This window comes from Pseudomonas sp. Pseusp16, from assembly GCF_047324915.1.
Taxonomy (GTDB): Bacteria; Pseudomonadota; Gammaproteobacteria; order Pseudomonadales; family Pseudomonadaceae; genus Aquipseudomonas; species Aquipseudomonas fluorescens_CD.
In genome coordinates this window covers 4,893,604-4,915,931 of sequence record NZ_CP168522.1, presented here as the reverse complement: position 1 = coordinate 4,915,931, position 22,328 = coordinate 4,893,604, and the positions used below count along the sequence as shown (strand labels likewise).

Annotated in this window: 20 protein-coding genes; 13 read left to right on the top strand and 7 right to left on the bottom strand. The window is 61.4% G+C overall.

Translation table 11 applies throughout. The features are described from left to right. A complete protein-coding gene (cysW, locus tag ACEN8Q_RS22280; RefSeq protein ID WP_008019109.1) occupies positions 1-870 on the top strand; it encodes a sulfate ABC transporter permease subunit CysW in 870 nt (289 codons plus the stop codon). Between the two features lie 4 nt (positions 871-874). Continuing rightward, positions 875-1,864, top strand: a complete 990-nt coding sequence (locus tag ACEN8Q_RS22275; RefSeq protein WP_413428861.1) for a sulfate/molybdate ABC transporter ATP-binding protein — start codon at positions 875-877, stop codon at positions 1,862-1,864. An 87-nt stretch (positions 1,865-1,951) separates the two neighbouring features. On the opposite strand, the gene ACEN8Q_RS22270 is transcribed toward ACEN8Q_RS22275, so the two are convergent. Continuing rightward, the gene (locus ACEN8Q_RS22270) at positions 1,952-2,476 is read right to left on the bottom strand and encodes a DUF962 domain-containing protein (RefSeq protein ID WP_413428389.1); all 525 of its coding nucleotides are present in this window, start codon (positions 2,474-2,476) and stop codon (positions 1,952-1,954) included. An 83-nt stretch (positions 2,477-2,559) separates the two neighbouring features. Here ACEN8Q_RS22270 and ACEN8Q_RS22265 point away from each other — a divergent pair, with 83 nt between their 5' ends. Beyond that, a complete protein-coding gene (locus tag ACEN8Q_RS22265) occupies positions 2,560-3,246 on the top strand; it encodes a Crp/Fnr family transcriptional regulator (protein ID WP_413428388.1) in 687 nt (228 codons plus the stop codon). A gap of 76 nt (positions 3,247-3,322) precedes the next feature. Here ACEN8Q_RS22265 and ACEN8Q_RS22260 read toward each other — a convergent pair whose 3' ends face one another. Continuing rightward, positions 3,323-4,327 (bottom strand): AraC family transcriptional regulator, encoded by a 1,005-nt coding sequence (locus ACEN8Q_RS22260; protein ID WP_413428387.1) that lies wholly within the window; start codon positions 4,325-4,327, stop codon positions 3,323-3,325. A gap of 100 nt (positions 4,328-4,427) precedes the next feature. On the opposite strand from ACEN8Q_RS22260, the gene ACEN8Q_RS22255 reads away from it, so the two are divergent. Further along, entirely contained in the window at positions 4,428-5,501 is a 1,074-nt protein-coding gene (locus ACEN8Q_RS22255) for a fatty acid desaturase (RefSeq protein ID WP_413703747.1), read from the top strand. A gap of 130 nt (positions 5,502-5,631) precedes the next feature. Here ACEN8Q_RS22255 and ACEN8Q_RS22250 read toward each other — a convergent pair whose 3' ends face one another. The 3 genes from ACEN8Q_RS22250 to ACEN8Q_RS22240 are packed head-to-tail and all read right to left on the bottom strand — an operon-like array spanning position 5,632 to position 9,668. Beyond that, positions 5,632-7,242, bottom strand: a complete 1,611-nt coding sequence (locus ACEN8Q_RS22250; protein WP_413428385.1) for an arylsulfatase — start codon at positions 7,240-7,242, stop codon at positions 5,632-5,634. Between the two features lie 15 nt (positions 7,243-7,257). Continuing rightward, positions 7,258-8,073 carry an ABC transporter ATP-binding protein gene (locus tag ACEN8Q_RS22245; protein WP_413703746.1) on the bottom strand — a complete coding sequence of 272 codons (816 nt, stop codon included), beginning with the start codon at positions 8,071-8,073 and terminating at the stop codon, positions 7,258-7,260. Beyond that, on the bottom strand, positions 8,070-9,668 hold the full coding sequence (locus ACEN8Q_RS22240) for an ABC transporter permease (RefSeq protein WP_413703745.1): 1,599 nt from the start codon (positions 9,666-9,668) through the stop codon (positions 8,070-8,072). The genes ACEN8Q_RS22245 and ACEN8Q_RS22240 overlap by 4 nt, the downstream gene beginning before the upstream one ends. 400 nt (positions 9,669-10,068) lie before the next feature. Between ACEN8Q_RS22240 and ACEN8Q_RS22235 the strand changes: the two genes are divergently transcribed. After that, the gene (locus ACEN8Q_RS22235; protein WP_413428382.1) at positions 10,069-11,082 is read left to right on the top strand and encodes an ABC transporter substrate-binding protein; all 1,014 of its coding nucleotides are present in this window, start codon (positions 10,069-10,071) and stop codon (positions 11,080-11,082) included. 120 nt (positions 11,083-11,202) lie between these two features. On the opposite strand, the gene ACEN8Q_RS22230 is transcribed toward ACEN8Q_RS22235, so the two are convergent. Then, positions 11,203-12,123, bottom strand: coding sequence for a LysR family transcriptional regulator (locus tag ACEN8Q_RS22230; RefSeq protein WP_413703744.1), 921 nt, complete (start codon positions 12,121-12,123; stop codon positions 11,203-11,205). Between the two features lie 183 nt (positions 12,124-12,306). Here ACEN8Q_RS22230 and ACEN8Q_RS22225 point away from each other — a divergent pair, with 183 nt between their 5' ends. The 8 genes from ACEN8Q_RS22225 to ACEN8Q_RS22190 all read left to right on the top strand — a co-directional run bounded on the left by ACEN8Q_RS22225 (position 12,307) and on the right by ACEN8Q_RS22190 (position 20,870). Continuing rightward, on the top strand, positions 12,307-13,227 hold the full coding sequence (locus ACEN8Q_RS22225) for a TauD/TfdA dioxygenase family protein (protein WP_413428380.1): 921 nt from the start codon (positions 12,307-12,309) through the stop codon (positions 13,225-13,227). A gap of 134 nt (positions 13,228-13,361) precedes the next feature. Beyond that, positions 13,362-15,722, top strand: a complete 2,361-nt coding sequence (locus tag ACEN8Q_RS22220; protein WP_413428379.1) for a TonB-dependent receptor — start codon at positions 13,362-13,364, stop codon at positions 15,720-15,722. 260 nt (positions 15,723-15,982) lie between these two features. Then, the gene (locus tag ACEN8Q_RS22215) at positions 15,983-16,792 is read left to right on the top strand and encodes an energy transducer TonB (RefSeq protein ID WP_413703743.1); all 810 of its coding nucleotides are present in this window, start codon (positions 15,983-15,985) and stop codon (positions 16,790-16,792) included. A gap of 44 nt (positions 16,793-16,836) precedes the next feature. Further along, the gene (locus ACEN8Q_RS22210; RefSeq protein ID WP_413703742.1) at positions 16,837-17,562 is read left to right on the top strand and encodes a MotA/TolQ/ExbB proton channel family protein; all 726 of its coding nucleotides are present in this window, start codon (positions 16,837-16,839) and stop codon (positions 17,560-17,562) included. A 1-nt stretch (position 17,563) separates the two neighbouring features. Further along, positions 17,564-17,965, top strand: a complete 402-nt coding sequence (locus tag ACEN8Q_RS22205; RefSeq protein WP_057399168.1) for an ExbD/TolR family protein — start codon at positions 17,564-17,566, stop codon at positions 17,963-17,965. Between the two features lie 288 nt (positions 17,966-18,253). Continuing rightward, the gene (locus tag ACEN8Q_RS22200; RefSeq protein WP_057399169.1) at positions 18,254-18,835 is read left to right on the top strand and encodes an alpha/beta hydrolase; all 582 of its coding nucleotides are present in this window, start codon (positions 18,254-18,256) and stop codon (positions 18,833-18,835) included. Between the two features lie 55 nt (positions 18,836-18,890). Then, a complete protein-coding gene (locus ACEN8Q_RS22195) occupies positions 18,891-19,814 on the top strand; it encodes a sigma 54-interacting transcriptional regulator (RefSeq protein ID WP_085717807.1) in 924 nt (307 codons plus the stop codon). A gap of 273 nt (positions 19,815-20,087) precedes the next feature. Next, complete coding sequence (locus tag ACEN8Q_RS22190) at positions 20,088-20,870, top strand: MetQ/NlpA family ABC transporter substrate-binding protein (RefSeq protein ID WP_007972924.1); 783 nt, start codon at positions 20,088-20,090, stop codon at positions 20,868-20,870. Between the two features lie 173 nt (positions 20,871-21,043). Here ACEN8Q_RS22190 and ACEN8Q_RS22185 read toward each other — a convergent pair whose 3' ends face one another. Continuing rightward, entirely contained in the window at positions 21,044-22,240 is a 1,197-nt protein-coding gene (locus ACEN8Q_RS22185; protein ID WP_413425081.1) for an AAA family ATPase, read from the bottom strand. Positions 22,241-22,328: the final 88 nt, after the last annotated feature.

Here is a 22,328-nt window from a genome sequence, read left to right as displayed (position 1 = left end):
ATGTCCCAATCGTCTATTGCTGCCGCTTCCTCGAACGCTGCCCGCCGTGGCAGTGCGACCTCGCGGCGAATCCTGATCGGCCTTGGCTGGCTGATTTTTGCGCTGTTCCTGCTGCTGCCACTGTTCATCGTGGTGTCCCAGGGCCTGAAGCTCGGCCTCGGGGCGTTCTTCACCGCGATCTTTGAGCCGGACGCGCTGTCGGCCCTGAAACTCACGGTCATCGCCGTGCTGATTTCGGTGCCGCTGAACCTGGTGTTCGGCGTCAGCGCCGCCTGGTGCGTGAGCAAGTACTCGTTCCGCGGCAAGAGCATGCTGGTGACGCTGATCGACCTGCCGTTCTCGGTATCCCCGGTGATTGCGGGTCTGGTCTACGTGCTGATGTTCGGCGCCCAGGGGCTGTTCGGCCCGTGGTTGCAGGATCACGATATCCAGATCGTCTTCGCCTTGCCGGGCATCGTGTTGGCGACGATTTTCGTTACCGTGCCGTTCGTGGCCCGTGAACTGATCCCGCTGATGCAGGAACAAGGTACTCAGGAAGAGGAGGCTGCACGCCTGCTCGGCGCCAACGGCTGGCAGATGTTCTGGCACGTCACCGTGCCCAACATCAAATGGGGCCTGATCTACGGCGTGGTGTTGTGTACCGCGCGGGCCATGGGCGAGTTCGGTGCGGTGTCGGTGGTTTCCGGGCACATTCGCGGGGTGACCAACACCCTGCCGCTGCACGTCGAGATCCTCTACAACGAATACAACCACGTGGCCGCGTTCGCTGTGGCGAGCCTGTTGCTGATCCTGGCGCTCTTCATCCTGCTGGCCAAGCAGTGGAGCGAAAACCGTATTAACCGCCTGCGCGCCAGCGCCGCGGAGGAATGATTTCATGTCGATCGAAGTGCGTAACGTCAGCAAGAACTTCCACGCGTTCAAGGCGCTGGACAACATCAGCCTGGACATCCAGAGCGGCGAGCTCGTCGCGTTGCTCGGTCCGTCGGGCTGCGGCAAGACCACGCTGCTGCGGATCATCGCCGGCCTGGAAACCCCGGACCAGGGCAACATCGTGTTCCACGGTGAAGACGTTTCCGGCCATGACGTGCGGGATCGCAACGTCGGATTCGTGTTCCAGCACTACGCCTTGTTCCGCCACATGACGGTGTTCGACAACGTCGCGTTCGGCCTGCGCATGAAACCGAAAAACCAGCGCCCGAGCGAAAGCCAGATTGCAAGCAAAGTCCACGAACTGCTGAACATGGTGCAGCTGGACTGGCTGTCGGATCGCTACCCGGAACAACTCTCCGGCGGTCAGCGTCAGCGCATTGCACTGGCCCGCGCCCTGGCGGTGGAGCCGAAAGTGCTGCTGCTCGACGAACCTTTCGGCGCCCTCGACGCCAAGGTTCGCAAGGAACTGCGCCGCTGGCTGGCGCGGCTGCACGAAGACATCAACCTGACCTCGGTGTTCGTGACCCACGACCAGGAAGAAGCGATGGAAGTCGCCGACCGTATCGTGGTGATGAACAAGGGTGTGATCGAGCAGATCGGTTCACCGGGCGACGTCTACGAAAACCCGGCCAGCGATTTCGTCTATCACTTCCTCGGTGATTCGAACCGACTGCACCTGGGCGAAGACAAGCACGTGCTGTTCCGCCCGCACGAGGTGTCGCTGTCGCGCCATGAGCTGGAAGATCACCACGCGGCCGAGGTGCGGGATATCCGTCCGCTGGGCGCGACGACGCGGGTGACGCTGAAGGTTGAAGGGCAGAGCGATCTGATCGAGGCCGAAGTGGTCAAGGATCACGACAGCCTGATCGGGTTGGCGAAGGGCGAGACGTTGTTCTTCAAGCCGAAGGTCTGGCAGAAACTCGCCAACATCTAAAGCAAAAGCTTCGCGAGCAAGCCCGCTCCCACAGGGATCTGTGTCGTTCACAAAACCTGTGGGAGCGGGCTTGCTCGCGATGGCGATCTAGACTGCAGCACGCTTCGGATTGACCCGCACCCCACCCGCCCGCGCCTCGATCTGCTCTTTCAGCTCATGCCGCATTCCCAGCATGAATGCCAACTCCGCCACCACGAACAGCGGCCCGACAATCAACCCGGTCACGTCATCGACAAATGCCGGTTTGCGCCCTTCGTAGTGATGGCCGACAAACTGGATCGCCCAACCGATCACGAACATCGCCACGCCGCTGCCCAGCCACACCAGCGTGCTTTGCTGTGCCAGCGCATGACCGGCCCAGACGCTCAGCCCGAGCAACACGGTCATCAACACGCCCAGGCGCAACTCCAGACGCAGGTAAAACCACGCCGATGCCAGCGAGACGAGCACCGCCGGTGACAGCCATACGCCGCCCAGCGACCATTGCGGCCGAGACAGCAACACCGCGACGGCGACCACGATCAGCGGAATGCCGATAAAGTGCGATGCGATGTTGCGTGGGTCACGGTGGTAGGCGGCGTATTGACTGAGGTGGTCGACGAGGCTTTTCATTGTTGTTCTCCTGTGGGGTGACTGATCATGCCCCGGGGCCACTTCTCGCTCTGTCAGCCAGGCGACAATCTCTAGGAGTTTTCATGGATATGCAGGTTTGGCGTCCACGCCTGATGAGCGGTCAGTGGTTCAGCCATTTGCCTGTTTCCCTACAGGATAGTCTGCTGTCGGTGGCCAGGGTGCGGCGCTTGTCTGCGGGCCAGCGGCTGTTCAAGCGCGGCGATCCGCCCTGCGGCCTGTACGCGGTACTTGAAGGCGCGGTGCGCGTCGGTGCCGTGAGCGAGCAGGGCAAGGAAGCGTTGCTGAGCCTGGTGGAACCGCCACACTGGTTCGGTGAAATCTGCCTGTTCGATGGCCAGCCACGCACCCACGATGCGTACGGCGTGGGCCAGTGCACGCTGCTGCACATTCCCCAGAACACCTTGCTGGCACTGCTCGACGAGCATCCGCAGCACTGGCGGCAACTGGCGTTGCTGATGAGCCAGAAATTACGCATGACCTTCATCAACCTCGAACAATTGAGCCTGTTGCCGGCCCCGGCACGGCTGGCGCACCGTTTGTTGATGATCGCCGAAGGCTATGGCGAGACCATCCCTGCGCGCCGCGTTCTGCAACTGCCCCAGGAGCAACTTGCTTCAATGTTGTCGCTGTCGCGCCAGACCACCAACCAGATTCTCAAGGAACTGCAGGGACAGGGGATCATTGGGCTGAGTTACGGCGAAATTGAAATCCTCGACGCTGCCCGGTTACGGACACTGGCCACGATTTAACAGTTCACGCAGGCCCAATGTGGGAGCGGGCTTGCTCGCGAAGAGGCCGGATAAGGCAATCCACCTCCAGGATCTGTCACCGCAACCCATCCCGAAACTGCCCCGGTGTCATCCCCGTCCAGCGCTTGAACGCGCGACTGAAGCTGCTGGTGTCGGCAAACCCGAGCAGATAACTGATTTCGCTCAGCGACACCTGCGGGTCACGCAGGTGCAGCAGCGCGAGGTTTTCGCGGCTTTCGTTGAGCAGCGTATCGAACCGGCAGCCTTCATCCGCCAGGTGTCGTTGCAGGCTGCGCAGGCTCAGGTGCAGGGCCTTGGCGATGTGCTCGGCGCTGGGTTCGCCTTCGGGCAGTTGTTCTTCAATGGCGTCGCGGACCTTGCGCTCCCACGTCAGCGGCTTGAGTTGCGCCAGGGTTCGCTTGAGCACGGTTTCATTGTGTTCGGCCAGTTCCGGGTTGGCATCATCCAGGTGGCTGTCGAAGTCGATGAGGGAGAATTCCAGTCGATCCTCTTCGGCGCCGAAGTGCACGGGCGAGCGAAAGACTTTATGCCATTGGTGTGCGTCTGTCGGTTCCGGACGGCGCAGGTAGGTCGCCAGTGGCGCGTATTCGCGGCCCAGGCGATTGCGGCAGGTGCGCACGTAAATCGCCATGAACGCATCGATGGCTTCGAATGCCGGGGCCGGGTTGCCGGAAGGGATTTTCAGACGGAAACGGTAGCGATCCTCAGCGCGGGTCAGCTCCAGTTCCAGGGCGTCGCTGACCACTTGGTGATAACGCACGATGCGCTCGAACACCTCCCGTAAACTGCCGCTGGCCACCAGCGCATAACCCAGCGCATGGAAGGTGGTCGGGCTGACGAAGCGCGAAACCCGCAGGCCAATCGCCGGGTCGCCGCTGACCTGTACCGCCAACGCCCACAGCTGTGTGGTGCCTGACAGCGGGTATCGGGCGTTCGGGTCGTCCATCAACTGTGGATCGAGCCCCGCTTGATGGCACAGCGCGGTGCTGTCGATGCCCAGGGCATCGAGTTGCTTGCGCAGGGCGCGGGTCCAGCTGGCGAGTGAGGTCGGTTCGGTCATGCTGATTGGCGCTTCCGGTCAACAGGTTGGCGTTCTCGGCTACCGCGTTGCTAGGGTACGCAAGGCAGGATGCAACCATCAATAACCAGAGGATGGAAGCATGGACCGTACTTCTGCAAGCCCCCAACGACTGAATGCAGCCCAACGATCAGCCCATATCCGTGAAGTGGTGCTGGCCAGAGGCGTCGAATTGCGCGAGCAATACCCGATTCTCAAGCATCAGGACGCCCTCGGCGCAGGCATTCTGGCCTTCGCCCTGGCCGGTATGATCGGTTCGGCCGCGCTCTACCTGACCGGGCACATGGCCTGGTGGGCGTGCCTGCTGCTCAATGGGTTTTTCGCCTCGTTGACCCACGAGCTGGAGCACGACCTGATCCACAGCATGTACTTCCGCAAGCAGAAGGTGCCGCACAATCTGATGATGGGCCTGGTGTGGCTGGCAAGGCCAAGCACCATCAACCCGTGGATTCGCCGCCACCTGCACCTCAACCACCACAAGGTCTCCGGCTCCGAAGCCGACATGGAGGAACGCGCCATCACCAACGGCGAGCCATGGGGTTTCGCACGGTTCCTGATGATTGGCGACAACATCATGTCGTCATTCATCCGCATGCTGCGGGCCAAGAGCTGGGCCATGAAGTTCAGCATCATTCAGCGCACGCTGAAGGTCTACGCGCCGCTGGCGTTGATGCATTGGGGCGCGTGGTATGTGTTTCTCGGTTTCCACGCAGCGAATGGCGTGGCGCAACTGATGGGCGCACCGATCGAGTGGTCGGCGACGACGTTGTCGGTGATGCAGGTGATAGACATCGCGGCAGTCGTGATCATCGGCCCGAACGTGTTGCGCACGTTCTGCCTGCATTTCATCAGCTCGAACATGCATTACTACGGTGACATCGAGCCGGGGAACGTGATGCAGCAGTGCCAGGTGCTGAACGCACGGTGGCTGTGGCCGTTGCAGGCGTTCTGCTTCAACTTTGGCAGCAGCCACGGGATCCATCACTTTGTGGTGAAGGAACCGTTCTACATCCGCCAGCTCACCGTGCCGGTGGGGCACAAGGTGATGCGCGAGATGGGCGTGCGGTTCAATGATTTCGGCACGTTTGCGCGGGCCAACCGGTTTGAGCGCAAGGAAGAAGTGGTCGGGGACAAGGTGCGTACAGCTCAGGCTTAGTAGTCGTTTGAAAGGGCCTCTTCGCGGGCAAGCCCGCTCCCACAGGGTTTATCGGTGTGAATGAGATCCTCGCATCACACCGGCCATTGTGGGAGCGGGCTTGCTCGCGAAGGGGCCGGATCAGGCAATATCAATCCGGCTGAAACGGCGACTCACTCAAGATCACCCCGGTCTCATCCACATAGCGCTGCCAATGTTCGATCAAGGCACTGAGCCTCTGCGGTTGGCTCGACGCCAGGTCATGAATCTCCCCCGGATCGTTGCCCAGGTCATACAGCTGCCAGGTCGCCGGCCCCACCGGCCCCGGGATGTACACCGCCTTCCATTGCCCCTGTCGAATCGCCCGCCGACCGAACAGTTCCCACCCGGTAACGGTGTGTTCGTCATGCACCTGCGCGGTCTCGCCCGACAGGAACCCAAGCCACGACTTCCCGCGAACTTCCGCCACGGGTTTGCCGTGCCATTGCTTGCCCGGATGGCGCACGCCGGCCAGGTCGAGAATGGTCGGCGTGATGTCCATCACGGTGCCGAAACCGTGGCTGATCTGTCCCTTGAGCGGCAGCTGCGGGTAATGCACCAGCGCCGGTACGCGGATTCCGCCTTCGGTGGTGAAGGCCTTGAACAAGCGAGACGGCGCGGTCGCTACTTGCGCCCAATTCGGCCCGTACCAGACATAGGAATTGGCGCGGCCAATGTTGTCCAGGCTGTTGTCGTAATGCTGGTTGAGATAGGTCAGCAACTGCGGGCCGAATTTCGGGAACGCCTCCAGCAATGCCCCTTCGGCGCCGTTATCGGACATGAACAGGATGAAGGTGTTGTCCAGTTGCCCTTGCTGGCGCAGGTAGTCGACGACGCGGCCGATGTTCCAGTCCATGCGCTCGACCATTGCCGCATAAACCTCCATGGCACGAGCGGAGATCTGCCGTTGTTCGTCGCTCAGGGCATCCCACTGTGCACTCAGCTGGATCAGCGGATGGGGTTCGACATCGGCCTCGATCAGCCCCAGTTTTTTGAGCTTTTCCAGGCGCTCGAGTCGCAGCACTTCAGGGCCGGCGTCATAGCGTCCGCGGTATTTTTCCACCACGTCGGCCGGCGCCTGCAACGGCCAGTGGGGTGCGGAAAATGGCAGGTAGGCGAAGAACGGTCGGGTTTGGTCGCGCTCCTTGAGGTATTGCAGCAGCTTGTCGCCAAAGGCATCGGAAGAATAAAAATCCTTCGGCAGTTCATCGATGAATTGGTCGTCTTCGATGTACAGCGCCGGCGTCGATTTCAGCAGCCGTGGCGTCGTTTCATCGTAGGTCGGCTCGAAGCCGTAATGGTTGGCCGCGCCGGGCAACAGCGAAAACGAACGCTCGAAACCCCGGGCGTGGGGCGCCAGTTCTGCGGTCAGGCCCAGGTGCCATTTGCCGCTCATCAACGTCTGGTAGCCCGCCTCGCGCAGCAGCTCGGGCAGGGCGACCACGCGGTCGTTAAGGTGCCCTTCGTAACCCGGTTTACCGATCAGGTCCGGGGTCAGGGCTTCGGCCATGGTACCGATGCCGGCGATGTGGTGGTCGGTGCCGGTCAGCAGCATCGAACGGGTCGGCGAGCAGGTCGGTGCGGTGTGAAAGTCGGTCAGGCGCAGGCCATTGTTGGCCAGCGCGTCGAGGTTCGGCGTGCTGATTTCGCCGCCGAAGGCGCCGAGGTCGGAGAAGCCGAGGTCATCGGCCAGGATCACTAGAAAGTTGGGGCGTTGCGGCATCAAGAATTTCCTTTCTCAGTAGGCAATGAAGGACAGCGGCAGATCGCGGACCTGCACCGGCACCGGGGGCTGGTAGTGATCGTCGCTGGTGAGCTCGTGAAGCAGTTCTTCGCGCAATTGGTGGAAGTCGAAGCTGCTGCGCTGGCGCGGATGGGGCAGGGCAATGTCGACCACTTGCTTGATCCGGCCCGGACGAGGCTCCATCACCACCACGCGGTCGGCGAGGAAGATCGCTTCCTCGACATCGTGGGTGACCAGCACGGTGGTGATTTTTGCCCGCGCGCGGATCGCCAGCAGTTCGTCCTGCATCTGCTGGCGGGTCAGCGCATCGAGGGCGCCGAAGGGCTCGTCCAGCAGCAGAATCCGTGGGCTGGCTACCAGGCCGCGAGCAATGGCCACGCGTTGCGCCATGCCGCCGGAGAGCTGGTGCGGATAGGCGCGGGCGAAGTCGCCGAGGCCCACCAGTTCGATGAAGTCATGGATGCGCTTTTGCTTTTGCGCAGCGCTCAATGGTTCGTTGACCAGGCCCAGGCCGATGTTGTCGGCCACGCTCAGCCACGGGAACAAGCGGTGTTCCTGGAAGACGATGCCGCGCTCGCCGCCGATGCCCGTGACAGCTTTTCCGTCCACGCTGATCTGCCCGTGAAATTGCGTATCGAGGCCCACCAGCAGCCGCAGCAACGTGGATTTGCCGCAACCGCTGGAGCCGACGATGGCGACGAACTCGCCCTCGGCGATGTCCAGGTTGAATTCGCGAATGGCCTCCAGTTCGAAGCCATCGACGTCGAAGGTTTTGCCCACGTGATTGAAGCTGACAATCGGTGCGTTCATGCGTGTCTCCAGCGAGTGGCGCGGATTTCCAGGCGTTGGCCAATGAGATTGAGCAGGGCACCCGTGAGGCCCACCAGCAGCATGCCGGCCATGATCAGGTCCATGCGCAGCAGTTGCTGGGCGCCGATCATCTGGCTGCCGATGCCGCCGTTGGACGGCATGAAATATTCGGCGCCGATGGTGCCGAGCCAGGCGTAGATCAGGCTCAGCCTTAGCCCGGCGAAAATTCCCGGCGCGGCGCCCGGCAACACCAGTCGACCGAGGCGCTGACGCAGATTCAGGCGCAACACCTGCGCGGCCTCGTTCAATTGCGGTGACAGGTGGGCAACGCTGCGTTGGGTGGCGATAAACAGCGGGAAAAATGCGGCGAGGGCAACGAACACCCACTTGGCCAATTCGCCCAGGCCGAACCACGCGGTGAGCAACGGCACCCAGGCGAAAATGGCGATCTGGCGAATGGCGGCGAGGGTTGGGCCGAGCACCCGTTCACTGGTACGCGACAACCCCAGCAGCAGCCCCAATGCAAACCCCGACCCGCCACCGAGCAGCAACCCGCCAAGGGTTCGGCCCAGGCTCAGGGCCATGCCGCCAAGCAGTGTGCCGTCGAGCAAACCACTCCAAGTGGTCTGCAAGACCGCCAGCGGACTGACCAGAATGTTCGCGTCGATCCACTGCTGATCCGAGGCCAGTTGCCACAACGCCAGAAGCGCCAGTGGCAGCAGCCACGGTTGCAGGCGTTGCCAGCCTTGATAACGCGTTCCGCGACGGATTTCGGCGGTGGCGGGGTGCGGCCAGTGCACCAGTTTCCTGTCCAGCAGACCGATGCCGCGATCCATCGCCACACCGATCAAGCCGATCACCACAATGCACACGAATACGATGTCGAGCATGAACAACTGTCGTGCCCAGACCATCAGGTAACCGATGCCTTCGCTGGACGCGAGCAGTTCGACAGCGAGCAGCGAAGTCCAGCCGGCGGCCAGTGCGAGGCGCACACCGGCCATGAATGCCGGCAGTGCGGCAGGCAGCACCAGGCGTCGGATCAACAGGTGCCTGGGCAGGCGCAACACGGCGGCGGCTTCGCGCAGCCTTGGTTGCGCATCGCGCACGCCGACCAACGTATGCAGGGTCACCGGCACCACGATGGCCTTGATCAACACCACCAGCTTCAGCACTTCACCGATGCCGAAAAACACCATGAACAAAGGAATCCAGGCCAGGGTCGGGACTTGCGCCAACCCGGCGAAGGTTGGAAACACAAGGCGCTCCAGCCGACGACTGAAACCCAGTGCCGCACCCAAGACAGCGCCTGTGCTGATTCCTGCCAGCAAGCCCCGGAACAAGCGTTGCAGGCTGATCCACAAGTGGCTCCACAACTCGCCCCGGGACAATTCAACGGCGCTGCTCCAGACCAGAGACGGAGCCGGCAGGATTTGCTCGCTCATCCAGTGATTGCGGCTGGCGAGCCACCAGAGGCTGAACAGGAGAGTTGGCAACAACCATGGCAACAGCCGATGGTTCAGGCTCGGCCAGCGCTGCTTGCTTTCAAGCGACGGCGCGGGCAATGGCAGGCTGAGCAGAGAAACACGGGCCATGGGTGACCTCCGTTGTCGGGTTGCAATACAGGCCTGCCTTTTGTGGGAGCGGGCTTGCTCGCGAAAGCGGTGTATCAGGCAGCCATGAAGCGACTGACACTCCCTTTTCGCGAGCAAGCCCGCTCCCACAGGTTTCTAGGCGTATGCAAAATTGATCTATAAAAATTAAAATCAATGCTATTGAGAGATAAGCGAGACCATTTAAGGCCTCCATAAGCCACTGCATCCAATGCATTCGAAGAATATTTTTGATGCTGCCAAGGCATACGCCGCGGAGAGGTCCGCAGGCGTTGATATAGATCTAAATGGTCTAAAAATGTGAATTTATAGTATTTAAGTGTTGGTTCCACTTCAGCCTACTTTCGGCTCCTCAACGCCCGTTGCCCAAGGAGCCGCACCCATGAACCTTCCCTTCAAGCGTGTCATCAGTCTGTTCGCCGCACCGGCCCTGGCGGGTCTGCTGGCCTTCACGGCCAACGCCAGTGAGCTCAAGGAAATCCGCATCGCCGTGCCGGACCTGAGTGCCGGTACCCAGCACTCAGGTGGCGGTGTTGTGGACGTACTGCGCGATCAACAGATCTTCGAAAAGGCCTTTGCCGAACAGGGCATCAAGATTCAGTGGAGCTTCTTCAAGGGCGCCGGCCCGGTGATCAACGAGGCGTTCGCCAACGGTCAGGTGGACCTGGCCTACCTCGGCGACCTGGCAGCCATCATCGGCAAGTCCAACGGCCTGGATACGCGGTTGCTCAGCGCCTCGGCGCGCGGGGTCAAGCATTACCTCGGCGTGGTGCCGGGTTCGGGGATCAAGACCCTGCAAGACCTCAAGGGCAAGCGCGTGGCAATCTTCCGTGGCACCGCCAGCCAGTTGTCCTTCGATGCGGCGCTGGCCAGCCAGGGGTTGAGCGAGAAGGACGTGAAAGTCATCAACCTCGACTTCAACGCCGCGGTCGCGGCGCTGGCGGCGAAGCAGATCGATGCCTCGTGGGGCGGTTCCGGGCTCACGGCTTTGCAGGCCAAGGGGCTGGCCGAATTGCCACTCAATACCAAGGATCTGGAGGGTGCTGGCAGTGTGCAGGCGGTGTTGGTGGGCACCGGGAAGTTTGTCGACGAGCACCCGGAGGCGGTCGCCACACTGCTCAAGGCCCAACAGCAAGCGGTGACGTGGCTGACCCAGGAAGGCAACAAGGACGCCTACATCCAGCTGGTGTCGGGGCTGGCGAGTTATCCGGCGGTGATCCTCACGCAGGATCTGAAGGATCAGAAACTGAGCGAGGTATTTCCCTCCACGCTTGACCCGGTGTTCCTTGGCAAGTTGCAGGATGCGGTGGATCTGGCTTCGCAGCAGAAGCTGATTCGCAAGTCGTTCAAGGTCAGTGACTGGGTGGCGCCGCAGTTGGCGGCTGCGAAACTTTGAATTTTTGTCGTCAATGCGGACGCTTTCGCGAGCAAGTCGGATCGCCGCACCGCCGCTCCCACATTGGATTTGCGTCGTACACAAATCCAATGTGGGAGCGGGCTTGCTCGCGAAGGGGCCCTAAACCGCAACGCTGATCTGCTGCCTGTCCACCGCCACCAATGTCTCGATCATCGCCCGCGCCACCGGTGACAACCGGAACCCCGTGCGGCTGACAATCCCGCACCGCGCATTCATGCTCTCGATGTTCTGCGGCAGGTTGCGCCAGTGCAACAGCGCCAGCGACCCCTGGGCAACGTCCTCGATAAACGCCTCTTGCGTTCCCACGCCGATGGCGTTGGATTGCAGCACCACTTTCACCAGCGCCGGGAAATGTTCGGTCTCGATGGTGGGCGAAAAATCCACCCGGCCACTGAGGTTTGCCAGCAGTTTGCGAATGCCTGGCGGGATCTTCGTGGTCGCCAGCGGGTAATCGAACATGTCGTTGGTTGACAGGCTCTCCTTGGCCAGCAGCGGATGCCCGGGGCGGCAGAAAAACACGCCGCGCTTGGGCGTCAATGGCTGGGTCTGGAAGTTCGGATCGGACTCGAAATGGCGGATGTCGGCGATGAAGAATTCGATCTCTTCACGGCTCAGGGCACGGCTGAGTTTTTCCCAGTTATCCACCTCGAAACAGGTGCGCACTTTCGGGTGTGCATTGATGAATTGCGCCACCGCATCCGGTACCAGTTTCACCGCCGGCGCCGGGCCGCATCCAAAGCGCAGCTCACCGGCATCGAGCTTGGTCATCTGCGTCACTTCGGCACTGAGCAACGCCGCACCCTGCACCAGGCTGCGGGCGTGTTGCAGCACCACCAAGCCTTCGGGAGTGGGGCGCAAGTCCTTGTTGCCACGGTCCACCAGGACGCAGCCGAACTCCTGCTCCAGCCCCTGAATGCTGCGGCTGAAGGCCGGCTGGGTAATGCCCATGGCCTCGGCTGCGCGCACGAAACTGCGGTGTTCGTCGAGGGCGATGAAGTAACGCAACTGGCGAAGATCCATATGCTTTTCCGGCATCCTAAAAATAGCTCGAAGGCATTTGCGACGAGGGTTGACTGAGGTTTTAAATGCAACCTCTTATTCCGTCAACGAAGCATGTAGATATCTATTAGATCTAAATTGAATATAGATAGAGCAGTGTTTCGCGGCCGGTTCAACCGCAAGCAGTCTGATGAGGGTCTACCCATGAGCAATGCCGCTTTCGCAGTACAACCCACTGTTCACGCGCTTGAGATCCACCCGGTGGCCGGTCGCATCGGTGCCGAAATCCGTGGTGTACAGCTTTCGGGCGAGCTGGATGCCGCCACTGTTGAAGCCATTCAACAGGCGCTGCTGCAATACAAAGTGATCTTCTTCCGCGAGCAGACCCAACTCGACGATCAGCGCCAGGAAGCGTTCGCCCACCTGCTCGGCGAACCGGTGGCGCACCCGACCGTACCGGTGCGCGAAGGCACGCGTTTTCTGCTGGAACTGGACGGTGCCGAAGGCCAGCGAGCCAGCTCCTGGCACACCGACGTGACCTTCGTCGAGGCCTACCCCAAAGCCTCGATCCTGCGTTCGGTGGTGGCCCCGGCTTTCGGCGGCGACACCCTGTGGGCCAACACCGCCACCGCCTACGACGGGTTGTCGGCGGAGCTGCGTGAGCTGGCCGACAAACTGGTCGCCGTGCACAGCAACGAATACGACTACGCCGGTACCCGGCCGGACGTCTCGGCCGAGAAGCTGGAGCGTTATCGCAAGATCTTCACCTCGACCGTCTACGAGACCGAGCACCCGGTGGTTCGCGTGCACCCGGTCAGCGGCGAGAAGAGCCTGTTGCTGGGGCATTTCGTCAAACGCATCAAGGGCTATTCCCAGGCTGATTCGGCGCACCTGTTCGGCTTGCTGCAAAGCCACGTGATCCGCCAGGAAAACATTGTGCGCTGGCGCTGGAAGGCGGGCGATGTGGCGATCTGGGATAACCGCTCCACACAGCATTACGCGGTGGATGACTACGGGACTCAGGACCGGATCGTGCGCCGGGTGACGCTCAAGGGTGAAGTGCCGGTGGGTGTGAATGGGCAGGTCAGTCAGACGGTGAAAGGGCCGGATATCGGCGGCGTCTGAGCCGACGCCTTCGCGAGCAAGCCCGCTCCCACAGGGGATCTCCAGTGTTCACACGGTCAGTGTGGGAGCGGGCTTGCTCGCGAAGGCGGCCTTTCAAGCAATAAAGAATTTCTTTTGATCGGGAACCCCGCCTTATGAGTCCGTTGCACTTCGCTCAAACCTCGTCACACCAACGGCTCAAACGCCTGCCTTTGGCCCTGCTGCTGGCAGGCAGCGCCGGTTGGACCCAAGGCTATGCGGCCGACAGCACCACCCCTGAAACCCCCTCCGCAAAAACCGCCACGGCTGACAATACGCAACTGGAAACCGTGACGGTCACTACGCGCCGCCGCGAAGAAAGTTCGCAGGATGTGCCGACGCCCATGAGCGTGGTCAGCGGCCAGACGCTGGAAGTCCAGCGGGTCTATCGCATCCAGGATTTGCAGCAACTGGTGCCCAGCGTCAACGTCGCCTACATGCATGCGCGCCAGTCCAGCGTGTCGATCCGTGGCCTGGGCAACAACCCGGCCAGCGATGGCCTGGAAGGCAGCGTCGGGTTGTACCTCGACAACGTTTACCTCGGCCGGCCGGGCATGGCGGTGTTCGACCTGATGGACATCGAGCAGCTCGAAGTGCTGCGCGGTCCGCAAGGCACCTTGTTCGGCAAGAACACCACCGCCGGCGTGATCAACATCAGCACCCGTGCGCCGACCTTTACCCCGGAGCGCAGCATCGAATCGTCGGTGGGCGAGGATGGTTATTTCCAGACCAAGGGCACGATTTCCGGGCCGCTGAACGACGAGCTGGCCGGACGTTTTTCTGCGTATCGCACCCGCAGCGACGGCGACATCAAGAACGAATTCGACGGCCATGACCTCAACGGTGGCTCGCGCGACGGCTTTCGCGCCCAGTTGCTTTTCAAGCCGAACGAAGCGTTCAACCTGCGCTGGATCGGCGACTACAACGAAGAAGACTCCAGCGCCGGCACCCGTGTGTTGTTCAACACCGGGCCGACCATCAATGGCATCAACCTTTACCAGCGCCGGGCCAATGCGGCGGGCGCGACACTGGTTGACGGTACGCACCGCAAGGTCAACCTGAACAACGACCAGCACGTCACCGTGCACCAGGGCGGCACCTCGGTCGAGGCGAACTGGGCGCTGCCGAGTGACTTCACCCTGACGTCCATCAGCTCCTATCGCTGGTGGAACTTCACCCCGCGCAATGATGACGGCCTGAACGTGTCCGCCTTCTTCAACGCCGGCGTTTCGGTTGAGGACAAGCAGTATTCCCAGGAATTTCGCCTGGCGTCGCCCACCGGCGGATTCTTCGATTACGTGCTCGGCGCCTATTACTTCGGTTCCGACCTGGACAACAAATCCTTCACCTTCAACGGCCCGCAAGCGGACATCTGGAATGGCACCCCGAATGGTGCACTGAACAACGTCGACAGCATCGGCAATGGTCATATCGAAACCAACAGCTTCGCCCTTTTCGCCCAAGGCACCTGGCACCTGACCGAGCGCCTGGATTTCACCGCCGGCCTGCGCGGCACCTATGAGGAGAAAAACGCCCGGGTGACCCGTGATGCACCGGCCGGTGGTGTCGCGGTTACCGGTGCGGCGGCCGCGGCACGACGCGCTCGCGCAGGGGCCTTCGATTCCGGCGATCTGAACCAGTACAGCGCCAGTCCCTCGGGCCTGTTGAACCTCAGCTACCGCCTCACCGACGACCTGCTCACCTATGCCACGTTGTCCCATGGCGAAAAATCCGGTGGGGTCAATCTGGCTGTCGGTACGGCGCTTGTGGCTGGCCCCGATTCGCTGCTGATCGGTACCGAGCGCGCCAACAACGCCGAACTCGGTTTCAAGAGCACCCTGTGGGACCGTCGCCTGCTACTGAATGCCAACGTGTTCTGGACCCAGGTCAACGGCTATCAGACCAACGCCTTCGACGAGGTCAATCGTGTGCAGTTCCTGACCAACGCCGGCTCGGTGCGCTCCCGTGGCGTGGAACTGGAAAGCACCCTGATCCCGTTGCGCGGCCTGACGCTGAACATCAACGGCTCGTACAACGACGTCAGCTACCTCTCGTACAAGGATGCGCCGTGCCCGCCGGAAGTCAGCCTGGCGCCGGGCGCTCCAGCGTCCTGCGACCTCACCGGACACCAAGTGGTGGGTGCTTCGAAATGGATCGGCAACGCCAACGGCGAATACAAGTGGAACCTGAGCAACGGCTTCGAAGAGTACGTCACCGCCAGCTACGCGTTCCGCTCCAAAGCGGTGGGCACGGTGGAAGATTCCGACTTCGGCCAGATCCCGAGTTATGCGCTGGTCAACCTGTCCACCGGCCTGCGCGGCGACTTCAACCAGGGGCAGTGGGACGTTTCGTTGTGGCTGAAAAACGCCTTCGACAAAACCTACTACACGACGCTATGGGCGGCCGCGAACGGCGGTTATGAAGGCCTGCTCGGCACGCCACGAACGTTGGGCGTGACCGGCCGATACGACTTCTGACGGCGAAAAAGCATGCCTTGGATGAATATTTTCAATGCAGGCAAGGCATCGGTTTTTCGCCATCGGGCCAGAGCCCTTGGATAGCGGGCTCTGGCGCTGAGCGACGGGTTTTGTATATGCGTTATCGGTCTAAATAAATCATTAAAAATTACTTTAAGGACTAAGCGTTCCAGCCAATGATTTCTCCACCGGGATGTCGTCGGGGGGATGTTCACATGACGTTTCGGGTTATCCGCAAAGAGACCGCAGGGAGTGAAGCAATGGGCAATGTCCAGACCGCCGTCAGTGCACATGAAGTGCTGTGGCGCCAGGCACCCGGTGGTGAGTTGGTCGATCTCGGTCGACCGCACCGGGTGCCCTTGGGCCAGTTGCGTTTGCAGCGCGCGCCCAAGGGCATCTTGAGTCGACGGGAGACGATCCTGCTCGGTGTGTTGGCGTTGCTGGTGCATGGCGCGGTGATTTGCTGGGTCAATCAACAGCCGACCACGGTGTTGCCTGTCGTGCCGCCGCAGATTCCGCCGATGACCATCGAATTCTCGCGTCCGGCGCCACCGGTGGCTGAGCCTGCGCCACCGCAACCCGTGCAGCCAGTGGTTGAGCCGCCACCACCGGTGGAAGACGAACTGGCCGTGAAGCCACCTCCACCGAAGCCGGTGCCCAAGCCCAAAACAGTCGCCAAACCAGTACCGAAACCAGCACCAAAGGCTGTAGAGCAACCACCCGCGCCACCGCAACCGGCAGCGCCCGTCGCGGCCCCGTCAGCACCTGCACCGGCGGCGCCCGCGCCTGTGACACCGGCCTCCGCCACTGCCGGCTACTTGAAAAACCCGGCCCCGGAATACCCGTCGCTGGCCCAGCGTCGCGGTTGGGAAGGCACGGTGCTGTTGCGCGTGCATGTGTTGGCCAGCGGCAAGCCCGGCGAGATCCAGATCCAGAAAAGCAGCGGTCGCGATGCGCTGGACGAAGCAGCGCTGAACGCGGTGAAACGCTGGAGTTTCGTGCCAGCCAAACAAGGCGATGTCGCCCAGGACGGCTGGGTCAGCGTGCCCATCGATTTCAAGATTCATTAAACCGAAACCAAATTCGCGCGAAACGTTTACACGAGGAATACACCATGACGTTACTGGCATCTCCACTTGAATCCATCGAAAGCGCGGTGATCTGGCTGCTGGTGGTTTTTTCCGTCGCGACTTGGGGTCTGGCATTGCTCAAGGGCGTGCAGTTCGGACGCCTCAAGGCACAGGATCGGAAGTTTCACCAGCAGTTCTGGGCCGCTTCGAGTCTCGACTCGGCGGCCGAGCTGAGCGAAACCCGGCCCGGAGCGGCATCTCGGGTTGCGCAGGCCGGTTATGCGGCAATCCAGGTGGGTGAGGCGCCGCAGGCGGCGGACCTGAGCCAGGCGATCAATCATCAGGATCGTCTGGAACGTGCCTTGCGTCAGCAGATCGTGCGTGAGCGTCGATCGCTGGAAACCGGGTTGGCGGTGCTCGCGAGCATTGGCAGCACTTCGCCGTTCATTGGTTTGTTCGGCACGGTGTGGGGAATCATGGAAGCGTTGAAGGGCATCAGCGCGGCGGGCTCGGCAAGCCTGGAAACGGTCGCCGGGCCGATTGGCGCGGCACTGGTCGCCACTGGTGTGGGGATCGCCGTCGCGGTGCCGGCGGTGCTGGTTTACAACTATTTTTTGCGCCGTTTGAAATTGACGGCGGCGGACCTGGATGACTTCGCCCATGACTTCTACAGCCTGGCGCAGAAGAGTTCGTTCCGCGTGCTGATCCATCCGACGGCGCACAAGGTGGCAGCCCAGGGCAGCGTGCAGAAAGTGAAGGAGGCGTCCTGATATGGCCTTCTCCACGCAAGACACTGATGAAGTGCTCAGTGAGATCAACGTGACGCCGCTGGTGGATGTGATGCTGGTGTTGCTGGTGGTGTTCATCGTCACTGCACCGCTGCTGACCAACGCGATTCCGATCAACCTGCCCAAGACCGAGGCGGTGGCGCCGGTGGAGCAGAAAGACCCGTTGGTGGTGAGCATCGACGGTGCTGGCAAACTGTTTATCAACAAGGACGAGATACAGCCGGACTTGCTGGAATTCAACCTCAAGTCGGCGAAGGCCAGGGACCCCGAGGTGCGCGTGCAGTTGCAGGCGGACGATGGTGTGAATTACGGCGAAGTGGCGCGGGCCATGGCGTCGATCGAGCGGGCCGGGATTACCAAACTGTCGGTGATCACTGCGCGTTAACGGATTTTCGTTTTCCGGGGCCGTCTCCTTGGCAGGGTGCGGCCCCTTTTTTTTGCCTCGATTTTCGCAACGCCGCAGTACCCCTGTGGGAGCGGGCTTGCTCGCGAATGCAGAGTGTCAGACGACAAGGATGTTGGATCTGATGGCCCCTTCGCGAGCAAGCCCGCTCCCACATTAGGCCGAGTTTCATATGCCATATAGGTCTTAATAAATAGCTTCTTATTCCTTAACGAATATATCTCACCTCCCTATACTCGACCGGGAACAGACACGCAGGAGAGCTTCCCCATGCGCAACGAATCAATTCGCTACCTGATTGTGCCGGGTTGGCAAGGATCGCCAGAAGATCATTGGCAAAGCCACTGGCAGAACAGCCTGCCGAACAGCGCGCGGGTGGAGCAGGCCGACTGGCTGACGCCACGCCGTGAAGACTGGGTTGCGGCGCTGGCCGAGGCGATTGCCGCCGACAGCACGCCGGTCATCCTGATCGCCCATAGCCTGGGTTGCATCACCGTTGCTCACTGGGCGGCCACCGCGCCTGTGCAGTTTTTGCGTCAGGTGCGCGGTGCCTTGCTGGTCGCGCCGGCGGACGTCGAACGCCCGGCCTGCGCGCCGGCCTTGCGTAACTTCGCACCAATCCCGACGGACCTGCTGCCATTCCCGAGCCAGGTTGTCAGCTCTGACAATGACAGCGCCGTCAGCGCACCGCGAGCCCTGCAACTGGCGCGCAACTGGGGCGCCGAGGCGGGGATTCTGGCGGGGGCGGGGCATATCAACGTGAAGTCCGGTCACCAGCGCTGGGAGCAGGGTTTTGCCTATCTCTATCGCCTGCAAAACCGCATGGAACACCACGCCCTGCGCCGCGCTTGAATACTTTCTTTATTTAACGCCCCCGTCTCCCGGCGGTTTTGGGCGGGAGTCTGCCATGAGCTTTGAAACCTTCGGCCAGCCGCTGCTGACCTTTCCCGATGCTGAAAAAAGTCCCCTGAGCATCCGCGCCAAGGCGCTGGTGTTTGTCGATCCGCGTTCACGGCAATTACGCGAAGACCTTGAGCAACTGGCCACGCGTTCAGTGTCAGTGCTGATCCGCGGCGAAACCGGCACCGGCAAGGAATTGCTGGCCCGTCATATCCACCGCGCCAGTGATCGCGGCGGGTTATTCGTCTCAGTCAACTGCGGCGCCATCAGCCCGACCTACGCCGACGCCGAGCTGTTTGGCTACGCCGCGGGCAGCTACAGCGGTTCAGCGAGCAGTCGTGCCGGCTGGTTTGGTTCGGCCAACGGCGGCACGCTGTACCTGGACGAAATCGGCGACCTGCCGCTGCCGATCCAGATCAAACTGCTCGCCGCCCTGGAGAACCACGAAGTCACCCGCGTCGGCGCTCATCAGCCGAGCCCGGTGGACGTGCGCCTGGTGGCGGCCACCAGCATCGATCTGGCCCAGGCGGTTGCCGCCGGAAAATTCCATGAGCGGCTCTATCACTACCTCAGCGAAGGCCCGCTCGAACTGCCGGCACTGCGCGAGCGGGTGGGGGATATCCTCTCGCTGGCGGAGTACTTCCTCGGCATCTACAGCCAGCGCCTGGAGCTGCCGGTACCGCTGATCAGCGAGGCCGCGCAACGCGTGCTGGAACGCCACAGATGGCCGGGCAATACCCGGGAACTGGAAAACGTCATCCACTTTGCGCTGTTGGTGAGTACCGGCGACGAGATCTTGCCGGAGCATTTGAATTTGCCTGATGAAGGTCTGGGACAGATCGAACGGCAGCTCAAGCAGATTCTTGGCAACGGTTCCGATGCCGAAAAAGACGCCTTGAAACAAATACTTAAAGGCACCGGCCTCCTGTAGGAGCGAGCCTGCTCGCGATGGTCGTCAACGATGACGCGGGTTTCCTGAATGCCCGCGTTGTCCTGGCGACCATCGCGAGCGGGCTCGCTCCTACAGGGTAAGGTGCGGGTTAGAGCTGTATGAACAAAATGGAATATGAAGCTGAATAAACGTTATTGTTCGGGAATAAAAAATCCCGGTATTGTCCGCTTCACGCCAGCGATAGCACTTCACTGGCACTCTCATTTTCAAGCCGTCGCCACAAGCGACTGCGATTTTCGATAAGGACACTGCATGAAAAAGGTTCTGTTGTTCACCGCACTGGCGGCTGCCCTGACCGCGGGCCTGGCCCAGGCTGGCGAGAAACTGGTGGTTGCGGCAACCCCGGTTCCACACGCCGAGATTCTTGAGCTGATCAAGCCAACCCTCGCCAAAGAAGGCGTGGACCTGGAAATCAAAGTCTTCACCGACTACGTTCAGCCGAACGTGCAGGTCGACCAGAAGCGTCTGGACGCCAACTACTTCCAGACCCTGCCGTACCTCAAGAGCTTCAACGAAGGCAAAGGCACTCACCTGGAAACCGTGATCGGTGTGCACGTCGAACCTTTCGGCGGCTATTCGAAGAAAGTCAAAACCCTGGCTGAGCTCAAAGACGGCGCGACCATCGCCATCCCGAACGAAGGCAGCAACAGCGGCCGTGCCCTGATCCTGCTGCAGAAGGCTGGCCTGATCGAGCTCAAAGACCCGAAAAACGCCTTGGCCACGCCAAAAGACATCGCCAAGAACCCGCACAACTTTAAGTTCAAGGAGCTTGAATCGGCCATGCTGCCGCGCGTGCTGGACCAGGTCGACCTGGACATGATCAACACCAACTACGCGCTGGAAGCGGGTCTGAACCCGGCTAAAGACGCTCTGGTGATCGAAGGCGCCGATTCGCCTTACGTGAACTTCCTGGTGGCCCGTCCGGATAACAAGGACAGCGTTGCCATCCAGAAACTGGCCAAGGCCCTGACCAGCCCGGAAGTGAAAGCTTTCATCGAGAAGAAGTACAGCGGCGCGGTACTGCCGGCGTTCTGATTCGCGAAGCAAACCCCTTCAAGGTTTCAAACGCCGACGGCTGGCAATAGCGTCGGCGTTTTTTTTGCGTGTGCACATTGCGTGTGGGAGCGAGCCTGCTCGCGAAGAGGGAGTATCAGTCGACACGCAAGGGAAAACAGACGTCTTCCATCTCCCGGCAAATTACGCGCCGTTCAATCCGGCCAATACCATGCGGGTTCATCCAGCATGCGCTGGCCGACAATTGCGGTCTGGCCAAGATTTTTCTCCAGCACGATGCAGTTGCAGTCGGGGTCCTGCTGCAAGGCCGAAATCAACCGCCGGGCATGGGACACCACCCACACCTGGCACTGCCCGGAGGCGCGGATGATCAAGCGCGCCAGTGCCGGCAGCAGGTCCGGATGCAGGCTGGTTTCCGGTTCGTTCAGCACCATCAATGTCGGCGGCCGTGGCGTCAGCAGCGCCGCGACCAACAGCAAATAGCGCAACGTCCCGTCCGACAACTCGGCGGCCGACAGCGGCCGCAACAATCCTTCCTGAAAGAATTCGATGGCGAAGCGCCCACCCGGCAGTGGTTCGATGTGCAGTCGTGCACCGGGAAACGCGTCGCTGATCGCAGCCCGCAACGCCTCGGGATCACCTATTTCGATGATCGTCTGCAAGGCCGCCGCCAGATCGCGCCCGTCGTGATGCAGCACCGGCGTGCGGGTGCCCAGTTGCGGTTGACGGGCCGGCGCGTCGGCATCGCTGCGAAAGTGATCGTAAAAGCGCCAGCGACGGATGAACTCGCGCATCTCCAGCACTTCCGGGGAACTGCGCAGATTGCCGACCTGATCGAACAGGCTGTCGAACGTCGGTGTATGTTGCGCCAGCACGTCCCAGCGACGATCGGCGCGGGCACGGATCATCGGGCCTTCACGATCGACCAGCAGACTGGCCGGGCGATAGAACGCGCCTGCCCACAGGCATTCGCGTTTGATCTGCGGGTCGAGGCTGAAATAAGAAGGTATCGGCGTGCTGCACCCGGGCAGCATGAAATGGCCATTGGAATCGGGCAGGCCGAGGCTGATCGAGTAGCCGAAATCCTCTCCCGCAAACCCCAGGCGCAGGCGTTTGACGCCTTGGCGCACGCTGGGCTCGATGGCGACTTCGCCGGTGCGCATGCGCCGGGAGAGGGTTTCCGGGCCGGCCCAGAAGGTTGAATCCAGCCCGCCTTCACGGGCCAGGGCATTGACCACCCCGCCGTGGGCGGTTTCCGCCAGCAGGCGCAGCGCACGGTACAGGTTGGATTTGCCGCTGCCGTTGGGCCCGGTGATCAGATTCAGTCGGCCCAGCGGGATCACCAGTTTGTTGATCGAACGGTAATTGGCCACCGCGAGAGTGTTGAGCATATGGGTTCCTGAGAGGGTCGACCGGGACTCATTGTCAGGCATGCGCAGGCGTCTATGGCAAGTGTTTCAGGGGCAAGGCAGTGCGAAT

Excerpts from the sequence above, each read along its gene's own strand:
- cysW (WP_008019109.1), top strand. The coding sequence starts at position 1 with ATGTCCCAATCGTCTATTGCTGCCGCTTCCTCGAACGCTGCCCGCCGT.
- ACEN8Q_RS22275 (WP_413428861.1), top strand. The coding sequence starts at position 875 with ATGTCGATCGAAGTGCGTAACGTCAGCAAGAACTTCCACGCGTTCAAG.
- ACEN8Q_RS22270 (WP_413428389.1), bottom strand. The coding sequence starts at position 2,476 with ATGAAAAGCCTCGTCGACCACCTCAGTCAATACGCCGCCTACCACCGT.
- ACEN8Q_RS22265 (WP_413428388.1), top strand. The coding sequence starts at position 2,560 with ATGGATATGCAGGTTTGGCGTCCACGCCTGATGAGCGGTCAGTGGTTC.
- ACEN8Q_RS22260 (WP_413428387.1), bottom strand. The coding sequence starts at position 4,327 with ATGACCGAACCGACCTCACTCGCCAGCTGGACCCGCGCCCTGCGCAAG.
- ACEN8Q_RS22255 (WP_413703747.1), top strand. The coding sequence starts at position 4,428 with ATGGACCGTACTTCTGCAAGCCCCCAACGACTGAATGCAGCCCAACGA.
- ACEN8Q_RS22250 (WP_413428385.1), bottom strand. The coding sequence starts at position 7,242 with ATGCCGCAACGCCCCAACTTTCTAGTGATCCTGGCCGATGACCTCGGC.
- ACEN8Q_RS22245 (WP_413703746.1), bottom strand. The coding sequence starts at position 8,073 with ATGAACGCACCGATTGTCAGCTTCAATCACGTGGGCAAAACCTTCGAC.
- ACEN8Q_RS22240 (WP_413703745.1), bottom strand. The coding sequence starts at position 9,668 with ATGGCCCGTGTTTCTCTGCTCAGCCTGCCATTGCCCGCGCCGTCGCTT.
- ACEN8Q_RS22235 (WP_413428382.1), top strand. The coding sequence starts at position 10,069 with ATGAACCTTCCCTTCAAGCGTGTCATCAGTCTGTTCGCCGCACCGGCC.
- ACEN8Q_RS22230 (WP_413703744.1), bottom strand. The coding sequence starts at position 12,123 with ATGGATCTTCGCCAGTTGCGTTACTTCATCGCCCTCGACGAACACCGC.
- ACEN8Q_RS22225 (WP_413428380.1), top strand. The coding sequence starts at position 12,307 with ATGAGCAATGCCGCTTTCGCAGTACAACCCACTGTTCACGCGCTTGAG.
- ACEN8Q_RS22220 (WP_413428379.1), top strand. The coding sequence starts at position 13,362 with ATGAGTCCGTTGCACTTCGCTCAAACCTCGTCACACCAACGGCTCAAA.
- ACEN8Q_RS22215 (WP_413703743.1), top strand. The coding sequence starts at position 15,983 with ATGGGCAATGTCCAGACCGCCGTCAGTGCACATGAAGTGCTGTGGCGC.
- ACEN8Q_RS22210 (WP_413703742.1), top strand. The coding sequence starts at position 16,837 with ATGACGTTACTGGCATCTCCACTTGAATCCATCGAAAGCGCGGTGATC.
- ACEN8Q_RS22205 (WP_057399168.1), top strand. The coding sequence starts at position 17,564 with ATGGCCTTCTCCACGCAAGACACTGATGAAGTGCTCAGTGAGATCAAC.
- ACEN8Q_RS22200 (WP_057399169.1), top strand. The coding sequence starts at position 18,254 with ATGCGCAACGAATCAATTCGCTACCTGATTGTGCCGGGTTGGCAAGGA.
- ACEN8Q_RS22195 (WP_085717807.1), top strand. The coding sequence starts at position 18,891 with ATGAGCTTTGAAACCTTCGGCCAGCCGCTGCTGACCTTTCCCGATGCT.
- ACEN8Q_RS22190 (WP_007972924.1), top strand. The coding sequence starts at position 20,088 with ATGAAAAAGGTTCTGTTGTTCACCGCACTGGCGGCTGCCCTGACCGCG.
- ACEN8Q_RS22185 (WP_413425081.1), bottom strand. The coding sequence starts at position 22,240 with ATGCTCAACACTCTCGCGGTGGCCAATTACCGTTCGATCAACAAACTG.